Below are 13,119 nucleotides of genomic sequence, written 5' to 3'. Positions count from 1 at the left end.
TTAACTGTAAAAAGGGTTAAAAGTAAGTTGCTTTTAACCCTTTTTTATATTTTCGTGCTATGAATAAACCCGTTTTTACAGTTGAAGAAATAAAAAGAAAGATTGAGCAGTATTGTGTGTATCAAGACCGATGTCATAAAGAAGTAGAACAGAAATTGCAAGAGTATAAGTTAATTCCAGAAGCAAGAGAACATATTTTATTACACTTACTAGAGCATAATTTTTTAAATGAAGAACGCTTTGCAAAAAGTTTTGCAAGAGGAAAATTTAGAATAAAAAAATGGGGAAAAGACCGAATCGTTAGAGAATTGAAATTTAGAGATATTTCTGCTTATAATATTAAATCAGCCCTGAAAGAAATCGACGAAGAGGAATATATCAAAACCTTGTATAATTTGGTCGAAAAAAAGAATGTATCAGTTTCTGAAACAAATCACTTTAAAAGAAAAAAGAAAATTGTTGACTACCTTTTATACAGAGGGTTTGAAAGTAGTTTAATATACGAAGCCTTAAAAACTATTGATTCTTAAATAGACTATCAAGATTTATTTCACTATCAAACTTTTTCTTAGTGTAAACTGTATTAATCTTATCGTTAACACTGCTAAAAAGCATCATAATTTTTTCAACCTGACTGTTAACCTGATTGGCAGAAATTGATGGAATAAAGGTCATATCTGCTAAACGTAAAGTTTCATTTTCAAAAACATTAATACGAGCTTTAAAGGCAGGTGTTTTTAGAGTTTCTATATTTAAACTGTCCTTTAGTTGTTTTGTAAGTGTTTTTAACTCTAAAGCATTGTTTAAAGCTTCAGTAGGAGTTGTGTTTTTCAACTCTTGCAAAAAATCCTCAACAATAAAATATTCTTTCCAAGGCTTAATTTCGTCAACGTACTTTTCATTTATTTTAGAGTAATCAGTATGCTCAACCGAAATGTTCATTTCAGTTTTGGTAGGTAACTCTTCTTTTTGCTCATTCTTTTTTTTACAAGAAGTAACTGAAATTAATAATGAAGCAATAACAAATAAAAAACGACTCATTTTAATAAAATAATTAAGCGATAAAAGTACATATTTTACTTGGTATTCTTTACAGAATTAAATTAGAAGTTTGAAATCAGTAAATTAGCTATCCCTTTTGTAGATAGTTAAAAAAGAGCAAATGCTTTTTGCGAAATCTTAAATTTAATAACTTTGCAAACATCTATTTTTGAATAATTTAAAATGAGTGAAACGATATTAATTTTAGGAGCTTGCGGGCAAATAGGAACAGAATTAACCCAAAAATTACGTGCTATTTATGGAGCAGATAATGTAATAGCTTCCGATATTAGAGAAGGAAATGCAGAAATGATGAGCTCAGGGCCTTTTGAAATCATCGATGCTACTAATCAAGAGCAAATTTTAAGTGTTGTTCAAAAACATAAAGTAACTCAAGTATACTTAATGGCTGCAATGTTATCAGCAACTGCTGAAAAGTACCCATTAAAAGGTTGGGATTTAAACATGACTTCCTTATTAGCGGTGTTAGAGTTAGCAAGAGAAAAATATATTCAAAAAATATACTGGCCTAGTTCAATGGCTGCTTTTGGACCAACATCACCAAAAATGAATACGCCACAGCAAACCATTATGGAACCTTCTACGGTTTATGGAATAAGTAAAGTAGCAGGAGAGCATTGGTGTAATTATTACCATGATAAATATGGGGTAGATGTACGAAGCATTCGTTATCCAGGAATTATAAGCTGGAAAACGTTACCAGGTGGAGGAACGACTGATTATGCTGTTGATATTTACTTTGATGCATTGAAAAAAGGAACTTTTGAGTGCTTTTTGTCAGAAAATACACGTTTACCAATGATGTACATGGACGATGCTATCAATGCAACTATCCAGTTAATGCAAGCAGATGAAGAAAATATTAAAACAAGAACTTCATACAACTTAGCAGCAATTAGTTTTACACCAGCTGAAATAGCTGCAGAAATTAAAAAATACATTCCAGAGTTTACCATCACCTATAATCCAGACTTTAGACAAGCCATTGCTGATAGTTGGCCTCAAGTAATTGATGATTCAGCAGCAAGAAAAGATTGGGGATGGAGACATCAGTTTGACTTAGCTTCTATGACTAAAGATATTATTACCAATTTACAAGCTAAGACTGAAGAATCAGCAAAAGTGTAAGGTTGTATTTATGTTTTCGTCTATGTTATTCAAGTTTTATAATGAATTGTAACTTAGGTTACCTAAGATTTATTATAGATAAAATACTTTTGTAATAACAATACATTTACGATGAAAAAAATTATTCAAAATAGCTTAGAAAAGGCATTCTCTTATAGTGAATATAGAGATTTAGTAAGTGACTTAATAGCACAAGGAAAATCTACAGGACCTAATCAATCAGATGATTTATTAAACTATAGTAAGTTAAATGATAAACGTATGAAGCGTTTAGACAAAACGGTAAAATTAACTGAAGAAACACTAGCTAAAATTAAAGATGTAAAAGAGCCGCAAACTTGGTTAGTGTTAACAGAAGGATGGTGTGGTGATGCAGCGCAAAACCTACCGGTAATAAATAAAATAGCAGAAGAAAATCCAAACATTAATTTAAAACTAGTTTTACGAGACGAAAACTTAGAGTTGATGGATGAATTTTTAACGAATGGAGGAAGATCAATTCCTAAATTGATTGCTTTAAATAAAGAGAACGAAGTAATCAATACTTGGGGACCAAGACCTACCGAAGCAACAAAAATGGTTGTTGATTATAAAGAAAAACATGGTAGTTTAGATGCTGATTTTAAAACAGATTTACAAGTTTGGTACAATAAAAATAAAGGAGAAAATACACAAGAAGATCTTATATCAATGCTTCAGTAATAAAGTGTATAAAATAACTAGAAATTCCCCTTTTTGTTTTTCATCAAAAAGGGGAATTGTTTTCTGTATCTTTGCGCTCATAATGAATAAATATGTTTGTAGAATTCAGTAGTTTATCAGAAGAGGCAAAAGTTTGGGTATACCCATCAAGTCGAAAATTTTACCCACAAGAAATTGACGGGCTAAAAGAAAAATTACACCATTTTGTAGAAGAGTGGAAGCCTGAAGATACTGATTTCAAAGCTTCTTTTGAGTTAAAATACAATCGTTTCATTATTTTTTCTGTTGAAGAAGGTTTAGTATTAACGAATGAAGATATTGATAAACAAGTGGCATTTATTTTACAACTACAAAAGGAACATGAAGTGGAGTTGTTAGATAAAATGAATGTGTGTTTTAAGCAAGGAGAATTTATTCAGTACAAAGACGTCAAAGAGTTTAAAAAGCTGCTTAAAAAGAAGTCTGTATCAGCTAAAACAATAGTTTTTGATAATTTAGTGCAAACTAAAATAGAATTAGAAAATTATTGGGAAGTACCTATTACAGAAAGCTGGTATAGTAGATTTTTATAGGCTATTGATAAACTCATCAACACTTTGTGCGTTATCAACAGAAAAATCTCCAATTTTGGTTCTTCGTAATACAGATAAATGTGCTCCAGAATTTAACGCTTCCCCATAATCGTTGGCAATAGAGCGAATATAAGTTCCTTTACTGCATACAATTCTAAATTCTACGTTAGGTAAATCAATTTTGGTGATTTCAAACTCGTTGATTTCCACTTCGCGAGCCTTAATTTCAGTAGTTTCACCCTTTCGAGCTAATTCATATAAACGCTTTCCATCTTTTTTAATAGCTGAAAAAATTGGTGGTTTTTGCTGAATTTTACCAATAAACTGCTCAGTAGTTTTGTGTAGTAACTCTTCTGTTATATGCTCTGTAGGGAATGTTTCGTTAATTTCAGTTTCTAAATCATAACTAGGAGTGGTAGCACCCACAACAAACGTACCTGTGTATTCTTTTACTTGCCCTTGATATTTGTTAATGTTTTTGGTTTGTTTTCCAGTACAAATAATTAACAAGCCAGTAGCTAAAGGATCAAGAGTTCCAGCATGTCCCACTTTAATTTTTTTGATATTAAAATGCTTACGAATATGCCAGCGAAGTTTATTCACTACCTGAAAGGAAGTCCATTCTAAAGGTTTATCAATTAGTAAAACCTGTCCGTTTTTGTAATCTTCTGCAGTCATCTAGAAAAATAAAGAATAGCCAATGGCAATTAAACCTACAATAGCACAGTATAATGAGAAATATGATAATTTACTCTTTTTAACTAAGGCTATCATCCAAGTACACGCTAATAATCCAGAGATAAAAGCAGCAACAAATCCAGCAGATAATGGAACGATCTCTGAGCTTTGAAAGTTAATATCTCCACTTAAAATATCTTTAGCAACTTTTCCTAAAATTAAAGGTACCACCATTAAAAAAGAAAAACGAGCAGCTTTAGTTCGGTCTACACCTAATAATACAGATGTTGAAATAGTAGCTCCTGAACGTGAAATTCCAGGTAACATGGCAATAGCTTGAGAGATTCCTATAATTACTGAGCTTTTAAAAGAAACACTTTTGTTTGTGTTTTTAGCTTTATCAGCTAATAAAAGTAATACAGCAGTTACTAAAAGCATAAAACCTACTAATAATACTTTTCCTCCAAAAAAACTTTCCAATTCTTTTTCAAAGGCTAAACCAATTACCACAGCAGGAATCATAGACAGCACAATTTTTACAGAAAACTGCATTTCCTCATTCCATTGAAACTGAAATAAACCTCTAAAAATCTCAGCAATTTCTTTTCTAAACACTACGATAGTACTTAATGCTGTTGCAGCATGTAATACGACGGTAAAAGTTAAGCTCTCTTGAGGTACAGAAGTGTCCCCAAATAAAGCTTTTGCCAATTCTAAATGACCACTAGAGGATACAGGTAAAAATTCAGTAAGACCCTGGATAATTCCAAGGATAATTGCTTCTAATAAATCCATGCTTATTTTTTAGGATTGGCAAAAATAGCATAAATTTCTATACCCAATCCGATAATTACTAAGGTAGGAGCTAAACGAATTCTACGCCAACTATATATTTCTGGATTGAACACATTAGGATCATCACTACCGCCACCTGCCATTAAAATAAATCCTAAGGCAATTACAGCGATACCAATAAGCATAATGATATAATTTCGTTTACCGAATAGAAATTCTTGTTTTGGTGAATTGTCTTTTTTCATAAATATTTTAGTAATACAAATCGTTAGTTTGTAAATTTAAGAATCGTTGTGTAGCAAAGAAGGTACTAATCCATGTAATAAAAAATGCAACCAATATAACTCCACCAGCTACATAACCTAATGCAACGTAATCTGTGAGTAATTCTAATGTAGGTATATATTTATCTACATAATAAATTAGAATACCTAATCCACTTATTGCTATAAAAGCTCCTAGTAATCCTAGTTTTATACTTTGCCAAATAAAAGGTTTACGAATAAAACTTTTTGTAGCACCTACCATTTGCATGGTTTTTATATTGAATCGTTTTGAGTAAATCGATAATCGGATAGAACTGTTTATTAAAATAATAGCAACCAACCCGAAAAAACCACTTAATACTAAGAGCCAAAAACTAATACGTTGAATATTTTTGGTAAGTAATTGTACTAACGGTTTGTCGTAACTTACTTCGTCTACAAACTTGTTTTTATCAAAAGATTTTTCAAGCTCACTCATTTTTTCAGGAGTCACAAAATCTGCTTTCAGATAAATGTCTATTCCATTTTTTAAAGGATTATCTCCCAAAAATTGTAAAAAATCTTCACCTAAATCTTTTTTATACTCTTTGGCGGCATCTTCTTTAGAAATATAAACCACCTTATTAACAAATTCTTCTTTTTTAATAGACTCTTTAAGACTTTTAATATTTTTATCAGCAACTTCATCTTTTAAGAAAAGTGTCATAACTACTTTTTCCTTAAAATGATTTGCAACTTTTGTTGATTTTAAAAGAACTAAGCCTAAAACACCAATCATAAAAAGTACAAGTGCAATACTTACTACTACTGATATGTATGAAGATTGTAATCGGCGTTTTTGAAAAGAATCAAAAGAGGTTGTCATTAGTAAATACTGATTTTAAGGCGTTGCAAGATACAAATATTTAATTTTTAAATACTTCCTATTCTTCTATCTCTTGGCATAACTCAATAAGTACACCATTGGTAGTTTTAGGATGTAAAAAAGCTACTAGTTTATTATCGGCTCCTTTTTTAGGAGTTTCATTCAAAACTGTAAAACCTTCACCTTGTAAACGTTTAATTTCTTCTTTTATGTTATCAACAGCAAAAGCAATGTGATGAATTCCTTCTCCTTTTTTTTCTATAAACTTGGCTATAGGGCTGTCAGGTTTCGTAGCTTCTAATAATTCAATTTTATTAGGACCAGATTTAAAAAATGAAGTTTTTACACCTTCGCTAGCAACTTCTTCAATTTTATAATTTGCTTCTCCAAAAAGAGAAGCAAATAATGAGTTAGATTTTTCTAAATCTTTAACGGCGATACCAATATGTTCAATTTTGTTCATAACGTAAAAGTAAAAAATATAGAGAACTATCTATAAACTTTCTATTGCTATTTTTTCAGCCATAATAATAAGTACATCTGATTGATTTATCATTGAAAGTATTTGTGAGCTAATTCCTTTAAGTTGTTCATGATTACAACAAAACCTCCAAACTTGTTCTAGGAATTGCGTAAAATCTTCATTTGTGTCGTATTTAAACTGCTTGGTTTGGTAAATTACTGCTAAAAGTTGCTCTATCAAGGTTGTTGAATTATCTAAAATGGTAGCATAGGGAGTGTATACTTCCCATAAGTCTTGTTGAGCTTCTGTTAATGTTGAAGCTCCTAATTGTAGAGTCTCTTTTTTCTTATTTCTACTATTTGGGATGAATGAACTTAACATGGCTCTTTTAACTGCAAATTTTGATGAATCTGGTAAATTAAGTGCTTTCAATACTTCTTCTGTAGCTAACAACCAATTGCGAATATTTTTAGCGCTTTGTGTATTTTTTTTCTCAATTTGATTCGCTAACTCATGTATTTCGTTCAATTGAGTTTTGAGTTGATTGGTTATTTTTGTAATTGATTTTCTCATAACTATTCTGGTAATAGTTTGGTTTCTCTTACACCATCTTCATTTTCTGAAGTATACCACTCCATGCCTTCTTCATTTAAAGTCATTTTAATCTGAACTATATTTTCAGGTTTGATTTCGTTTAGTTTATGAGCTTCTACAATAACTTTCGTGTTTTTTTGTGTTATTTGTCTACTTTTAATAGATGGTCTTAATTCTGAATTAAGCTTTTTAACTAATACGTCGTAACTCACCTTTTCACTATAAATAGAAATAAACTCTTTAGATAATTGTTGTGAAAACCTTGATAACACAGGGTCAACTTCACCAGTTGCTTTTATGTTTTTTTCAAGTTCATCTGTTCTTTGTGCTATTATTGAGCGAAGCATAGTAGATGTCTTTCTATCAAAAGAAGTAATTTTTGAAGCATCTTTTAAAATTGTATAGGCTTGTGAATTGAAAGCAACATTATCAATAGGTTCGTAATCGGCTTCATAAGTCTCTTCTAATTCTCCAATGGCTACAGGAATGGTTAGTTCAATATTTTGTGCTTTAAAACGAGGAATAGAAAAGTGTTTTAAGAGCTCATGACGTGAAAACTTCTCAGCAATCTCTAAAGATTTCAAATCAGACATTAAACGTGCTTCTGCAATGCTGGTGGCAATTCCACCTAAATATTCATTTAAATTTACCATAATAAAAATTTTAAAAAAGAGGTTGTACGGTTTGGTACGGTACAACCCCGTTATAAATGTTAAGCTACAGCAGCAATACTATCCTCTAACATATTTAAGATTCTACTTAACCCTTCTGGTAACTCGTCGTTTACAGCACGAACTTTTACACCTAGGTTATATGTCTTATCTACCTTAACACCTTGAGATGTGTTTCTTTTGTAAGATGCTGAAGCTTTAAAGTTTACAATTTTGTAATTGATTCCTAATTCTGCACTAGCTGCAAACTCAGATGATACGTTGCTCGTTTCAGTAGAGCTTAAACGAGCATTAAAATCAATGTTTACTTCATCAATACGGATTGATGGAATGGTAAGCATTGTTAGAAATGGTACTTTGATTTCAATTTCACTTTTTATAAACTTTGGATTGTTAGCATCAACAGCCTTGTCAGGATCATAATCAGGATTAGGTACTGATTTTTCATACTGAAAATCAACGTAACGTAAAGAGTCTGGATTGGCAGGGTCATTGCTTTTTTCAAAACCTACTTCTTTAATAAAGTTTACAGTAGCCATCGAAGCTGCTGTTTGTGCTTGTATCGCAGCTTGTAAAGGACCTCCAACATATACATTGAAATCCAAACTGTTTAATTCTGGAACTAAATTTGGCATATTTTTTATTTTGTGTACCTACTCTGTTTATAATTAGGCTTTTCGGTTGTCGCCCAGTATTTCGAAATAACTGATGGCAAAATTGAATGAAATTTAGAGTTTAGTTTTGAGGAGTATCACGGTAAAAACATTGTAATAAACCTAGGTTTTTAAGAAGGTTTTTCTCCTTGTAGGCTTTGAGGAGTAAAAAATAAGATATATTTTAAAAAGAAAGAAAAAAAACAAGAGTCTATGTCATGAAAAAGTAATAGTTAAAACATTTATAGGTATAAGGGGTTTTTCCTGTATTTATGTTGTTAACTGTCTGATTTGTTGTTTGTAGAAGTAAATATTTTAATCTAGTTAAAAAAATGTAAGTATTTTTGAAATATAATAAAATTAGCGAAATTTAAGAATTATGAGAAAAATTTTACAAAGTATTTTAGGGCTTATATGCCCAAAACCACAAGAGCCATCCAAACCAAAAACATTACTCACGTATAAAGAAATCGTATTGATGCTTTCAGAGTATGATGAAACACGTTTAAAAATTTTAACTAATGAGTTAGGTTTTGAAGATACTAGGGTTAATACATTTGGGTTTCAAGAGTTAAAGAACTACTTAGACTATGTAGAAAAGATAGCTAATAAAAAAGGAATTCAATTAAAGGGTATTAGCTTTATTAAAGGTGTTTATAATAAAGAAAACACACATATTGATAGATATGAAGGTTACGAAAACTTACTATATACTCCAACAGCAATTGTTGATGGTGTTGAAGTTGCTATAGATGTTTTAAAGTCAAAAAAAGGGAAAATAGTTACTTTAAAAGAAGTCTTAGAACATAACGGTTATGAGTGGCGTTATGACTCAAGAAAGAAAAAAGAGACACAGAAACATGAAACTAAAACTATGATGATGCGTACTGAAATAACTCTTGAAGATTCAGAAAGTGGAGTAGGGAATAAGACAAAAATAGCACCACCACACGATTAATTTTTAGAATATTTATGATTTCTTATTTCTCATTGGTTATCCAAGTAATTACTCTGATTGTCTCTTTAGTTATGTTAAAGAAGTATAACACGATTTTTTTAATGCTTTTGACTATCTTATGTTTTAGTACAGTGGTTGTAGAGGTGATTGGAGATTATCACGTTAAAAATGGAACATCAAATTTTATATATTATTACGTATTTACATTAGTCGAATGTAGCTTAATTACTTTGATGTACATAAATTTAGCAACAGATAACAAGACAATTAAGATTCATAAGTTATTTTTTCTGTTTTTTTTAATATCATGGCTTATTGTATGGATAAATCGTGATTTTTTCAGATATTGTTTGTTAGTAGAATCAATAGTAATTGGTGTTTATGTTTTACTTTTTTTAAGAAATTTACTGTTATCTGATAAAATTCTTAGTTATAAAAAATCCCTGTCTTTTTGGATTTCAATAGGTTTTATGGTTTTCTATCTTCCATCAATCCCTTTTTTTATAATTCTTGAGTATATGCAAAATAGAAAATTATTTTTTGTATTAGATGTTTTAACAATTTTAATGGGATTACTTATAATTTATGGATTATTATGCAGCAACAAGAAGGAGAGATATTAATTATTTCGACATTAATTATAGTAATTGTTATTGTTTTTTTAATTGTACTGTTTACAATTTTTCAACGCCGTAAAAATAAACTGTTGCAAGAAAGAGATAAAAACAAAAAACGTTATGAACGTGAAATTGCTGAAACTCAGATAGAAATAAGAGAAGAGACTTTAAGAAATATTAGTTGGGAGTTGCATGATAATATAGGTCAACTCCTAACTTTAGCAAAAATACAATTACAACATGCCTCTCCTGACAATATGGGAGAAATCTCAGAAATTATAGCAAAAAGTTTAACAGAAGTAAGAGCCTTATCAAAAATAATTAATCCTGATTTTATTAATAATATAAAATTAAGAAAAGCTTTAGAATTAGAGATTGAACGATTCAATAGATTGAATTATATCGAAGCAAGTTTAAGAGTAATAGGAGAAGAAATAGAAATAAATCAAAAGCATGGAATAGTAATTTTTAGAATCCTTCAAGAGTTTTTTTCTAATACTATAAAGCATTCTAAAGCATCTAAATTAGATGTGTTTTTGAGTTATAAAGAAGATTCAATAGAGGTAAAAGCTCAAGATAATGGAGTAGGCTTTGATATGGAAAGAGCTAGATTTAAAGGCTTAGGATTGCAGAATATAAAAGCAAGAGCAAAACTAATTAATGCGGAAACAAAGTTTATGTCAGAGCCCCAAAAAGGTACAGGTTTAATAATAAATTACTATATTTAAAGAACTTTAGTGTATTTCCCCAACAACTAATAACGAAATATAACCCACAAAAAATTATGAAATACTCAGTTGTTGTTGTAGATGATCATACGTTATTATCACAAGCTATTGAAGGTATGGTAAATACTTTTGATAAATTCAAGGTGCTTTACACTTGCAAAAATGGTAAAGAAGTTGAAGAAAAGTTTTTGGCATCACCTAAAAATATACCAGATTTAGTTTTAGTGGATGTTAATATGCCTGTGATGAACGGTATTGAAACTACAGAGTGGATAGTGAATAACTACCCACAAGTACATGTTATGGCATTGTCTGTAGAGGACGCTGACGGCACTATTTTAAAAATGTTAAAAGCTGGTGCTGTAGGGTACTTGCTAAAAGATACTAAGAAAGAGATTTTAGAGAAAGCGTTGTTAGAAATGATGGACAACGGATTTTATCATACCAGAAACGTTACCACGTTATTGTTAGATTCCGTTTCAGGAAAGAACTCACGAAATAACCTAGCGTTTAAGGATAATGAAATAACTTTTATGAAGCTAGCATGCTCGGAATTAACATACAAAGAGATTGCTGAAAAAATGTTTTTAAGTCCAAAAACTATAGACGGTTATCGAGATAGTCTATTTACAAAGTTAAATGTAAGAAATAGAGTGGGCTTAGTTATGTATGCTATAAAAAATAAAATTTATACTCCGTAATTTTATGCTTAAATTTGCAGCATGGAAGAAACAAATAGACAGCGAAAAATAGCAGGAGTGTTGCAACAGGATTTGGTAGACGTTTTACAACGTGCTGCTCAAGATGGAATGAAGGGAGTGATTATATCGGTTTCTAAAGTTTCGGTTACTGCCGATTTGGGAGTAGCAAAAGTATACTTAAGTGTTTTCCCTTCAGAAAAAAGAGATGAAATTATTGAAGGAGTAAAATCTAATACACCCTTAATTCGTCATGAATTAGCACAACGAACAAAAAATCAATTACGAAGAATGCCAGAATTGTTGTTCTTTGGAGATGATAGTTTGGATTATATTGAGGATATTGATAAGTCTTTAAAAGGAGAAGATGTAGACCCAATAAAAAATCCAGATGTTTTGCCTCGTCGTCAAAAACGTTAATAATTTTTGTTACTTTGGCTAGCTAAATTTATGAATGTTTGAACTTTCCTTTATACATAGCTAAGAGATACTTGTTTTCTAAAACAAGTACTAATGCAATAAATATAATTACAGCAATAGCTGTTTTTGGTGTTGTAGTTGGTACGTTGGCTTTGTTTGTTGTATTATCTGGTTTCTCAGGATTAAAAACGTTTAGTGATTCATTACTTAATGCTTCTGATCCCGATATAAAAATTACCGCATCTAAAGGAAAGACTTTCCTGTACTCTCAAAAAATAGATAGTATTTTACAGCAAAACAAAGAGATAGAAGCTGCATCAAAAGTAGTGGAAGAACGTGTTTTTTTAAAGTATAAAAACAAAGAGCACATAGCTCAAATTAAAGGAGTAGATTCTAATTATCCAAGAATTACTCCGACTGATTCTTTGCTGACAGTAGGTACTTGGATTGACGAAGAGTATAAAAATACGGCGGTAGTTGGGTATGGAATATCGTATAAACTATCACTGGGTATTTTTAATTTTGGGGAAGCACTTCAAATTTTAGTGCCTAAACCAGGAAAAGGATTTATCAATGCTAATAATGCTTTTCGATCTGTTTCTACACAAATAGTAGGAGTATATACAGGTGCGGAAGAATTTCAGAACAAATATGTGTTTACTGAAACTTCACTTGCTCAAGAATTGTTAGGATACGACGATAATCAAATTACGGGTGTTGAACTTCGCTTAAAAGAAGGGGTAAATCTTGATACATTCCAAAATAACTTACAAAATGTTTTAGGAGATGAATTAAAAGTGCAAACCCGCGCACAGTTAAATACGTTATATTATAAAGTGATTAATACCGAAAACTTCATTTCGTATTTAATCTTTACGTTAATTGTTGCTATAGCTTTGTTTAATGTGATAGGGTCAATTATCATGATGATTATCGATAAACGTCAAAACCTAAAAACGCTGTTTAATTTAGGAAGTAGTATAAAAGATATAAAAAAGATATTCGTACTGCAAGGTTTCTTGCTAACACTTGTAGGAATGACAATAGGAATTGCTTTAGGTGTTATCATTGTAATCATACAACAACGTTTTGAGCTGTTAATGATTACGCAAAATTTAGCATACCCAGTAGAGTTTAAGTGGTTAAACTTAGTGGTAGTAGTTGTTACAATTTCAGCTTTAGGATATTTAGCAGCAAAAATTGCAAGTTCAAGGATTTCAAAAAGTTTTATTGAACGATAAGTTTTTAT

At 30.6% G+C, this 13,119-nt stretch carries 18 protein-coding genes; 9 read left to right on the top strand and 9 right to left on the bottom strand.

Annotated features, from left to right (window positions below; genetic code table 11):
- Positions 1 to 59: 59 nt before the first annotated feature.
- Complete coding sequence (locus tag ACXIHB_RS08415) at positions 60 to 530, top strand: regulatory protein RecX (RefSeq protein WP_281980027.1); 471 nt, start codon at positions 60 to 62, stop codon at positions 528 to 530.
- Here the strand turns inward: ACXIHB_RS08415 and ACXIHB_RS08410 are convergent.
- Positions 517 to 1,041, bottom strand: a complete 525-nt coding sequence (locus ACXIHB_RS08410) for a hypothetical protein (RefSeq protein ID WP_159493497.1) — start codon at positions 1,039 to 1,041, stop codon at positions 517 to 519. The genes ACXIHB_RS08415 and ACXIHB_RS08410 overlap by 14 nt on opposite strands.
- Positions 1,042 to 1,224: 183 nt before the next feature.
- Here ACXIHB_RS08410 and ACXIHB_RS08405 point away from each other — a divergent pair, with 183 nt between their 5' ends.
- The 3 genes from ACXIHB_RS08405 (at position 1,225) to ACXIHB_RS08395 (ending at position 3,464) form a co-directional block, all read left to right on the top strand.
- Positions 1,225 to 2,190 carry an NAD-dependent epimerase/dehydratase family protein gene (locus tag ACXIHB_RS08405; protein ID WP_047789964.1) on the top strand — a complete coding sequence of 322 codons (966 nt, stop codon included), beginning with the start codon at positions 1,225 to 1,227 and terminating at the stop codon, positions 2,188 to 2,190.
- 111 nt (positions 2,191 to 2,301) lie between these two features.
- Complete coding sequence (locus tag ACXIHB_RS08400) at positions 2,302 to 2,892, top strand: thioredoxin family protein (protein WP_047789965.1); 591 nt, start codon at positions 2,302 to 2,304, stop codon at positions 2,890 to 2,892.
- A 92-nt stretch (positions 2,893 to 2,984) separates the two neighbouring features.
- Positions 2,985 to 3,464: an ABC transporter ATPase gene (locus ACXIHB_RS08395; RefSeq protein WP_073182110.1), complete on the top strand. Its 480-nt coding sequence runs from the start codon at positions 2,985 to 2,987 to the stop codon at positions 3,462 to 3,464.
- On the opposite strand, the gene truB is transcribed toward ACXIHB_RS08395, so the two are convergent.
- The 8 genes from truB to ACXIHB_RS08355 are packed head-to-tail and all read right to left on the bottom strand — an operon-like array spanning position 3,459 to position 8,431.
- Positions 3,459 to 4,142 (bottom strand): tRNA pseudouridine(55) synthase TruB, encoded by a 684-nt coding sequence (truB, locus tag ACXIHB_RS08390; RefSeq protein ID WP_073182108.1) that lies wholly within the window; start codon positions 4,140 to 4,142, stop codon positions 3,459 to 3,461. The two genes, ACXIHB_RS08395 and truB, sit on opposite strands and share 6 nt — an antisense overlap.
- Positions 4,143 to 4,937, bottom strand: a complete 795-nt coding sequence (locus ACXIHB_RS08385) for an undecaprenyl-diphosphate phosphatase (RefSeq protein ID WP_073182106.1) — start codon at positions 4,935 to 4,937, stop codon at positions 4,143 to 4,145.
- A 2-nt stretch (positions 4,938 to 4,939) separates the two neighbouring features.
- Positions 4,940 to 5,182, bottom strand: coding sequence for a DUF3098 domain-containing protein (locus ACXIHB_RS08380; RefSeq protein ID WP_047789969.1), 243 nt, complete (start codon positions 5,180 to 5,182; stop codon positions 4,940 to 4,942).
- A gap of 7 nt (positions 5,183 to 5,189) precedes the next feature.
- Positions 5,190 to 6,068, bottom strand: coding sequence for a cell division protein FtsX (locus tag ACXIHB_RS08375; protein ID WP_073182105.1), 879 nt, complete (start codon positions 6,066 to 6,068; stop codon positions 5,190 to 5,192).
- 58 nt (positions 6,069 to 6,126) lie between these two features.
- Complete coding sequence (gene mce / locus ACXIHB_RS08370) at positions 6,127 to 6,531, bottom strand: methylmalonyl-CoA epimerase (protein ID WP_462098048.1); 405 nt, start codon at positions 6,529 to 6,531, stop codon at positions 6,127 to 6,129.
- 30 nt (positions 6,532 to 6,561) lie between these two features.
- Positions 6,562 to 7,104: a hypothetical protein gene (locus tag ACXIHB_RS08365; protein ID WP_073182101.1), complete on the bottom strand. Its 543-nt coding sequence runs from the start codon at positions 7,102 to 7,104 to the stop codon at positions 6,562 to 6,564.
- A 2-nt stretch (positions 7,105 to 7,106) separates the two neighbouring features.
- Positions 7,107 to 7,778: a hypothetical protein gene (locus ACXIHB_RS08360; RefSeq protein WP_047789973.1), complete on the bottom strand. Its 672-nt coding sequence runs from the start codon at positions 7,776 to 7,778 to the stop codon at positions 7,107 to 7,109.
- A gap of 59 nt (positions 7,779 to 7,837) precedes the next feature.
- Entirely contained in the window at positions 7,838 to 8,431 is a 594-nt protein-coding gene (locus tag ACXIHB_RS08355; RefSeq protein WP_047789974.1) for a DUF2589 domain-containing protein, read from the bottom strand.
- Positions 8,432 to 8,828: 397 nt separating this feature from the next.
- On the opposite strand from ACXIHB_RS08355, the gene ACXIHB_RS08350 reads away from it, so the two are divergent.
- The 5 genes from ACXIHB_RS08350 to ACXIHB_RS08330 all read left to right on the top strand — a co-directional run bounded on the left by ACXIHB_RS08350 (position 8,829) and on the right by ACXIHB_RS08330 (position 13,111).
- On the top strand, positions 8,829 to 9,407 hold the full coding sequence (locus ACXIHB_RS08350) for a hypothetical protein (RefSeq protein WP_462098047.1): 579 nt from the start codon (positions 8,829 to 8,831) through the stop codon (positions 9,405 to 9,407).
- 595 nt (positions 9,408 to 10,002) lie between these two features.
- Positions 10,003 to 10,752, top strand: coding sequence for a sensor histidine kinase (locus ACXIHB_RS08345; protein WP_462098046.1), 750 nt, complete (start codon positions 10,003 to 10,005; stop codon positions 10,750 to 10,752).
- Positions 10,753 to 10,805: 53 nt separating this feature from the next.
- Entirely contained in the window at positions 10,806 to 11,453 is a 648-nt protein-coding gene (locus ACXIHB_RS08340; RefSeq protein ID WP_082118668.1) for a response regulator transcription factor, read from the top strand.
- 21 nt (positions 11,454 to 11,474) lie between these two features.
- Positions 11,475 to 11,870, top strand: coding sequence for a 30S ribosome-binding factor RbfA (gene rbfA, locus ACXIHB_RS08335; protein WP_047789979.1), 396 nt, complete (start codon positions 11,475 to 11,477; stop codon positions 11,868 to 11,870).
- A 38-nt stretch (positions 11,871 to 11,908) separates the two neighbouring features.
- Entirely contained in the window at positions 11,909 to 13,111 is a 1,203-nt protein-coding gene (locus ACXIHB_RS08330; RefSeq protein ID WP_462098045.1) for an ABC transporter permease, read from the top strand.
- The last annotated feature ends 8 nt before the right edge of the window (positions 13,112 to 13,119 follow it).

This window comes from Tenacibaculum sp. IMCC1, assembly GCF_054906355.1.
Note: the sequence above shows the minus strand (reverse complement) of the source record. Positions and strands in the feature narration are given on the sequence as shown.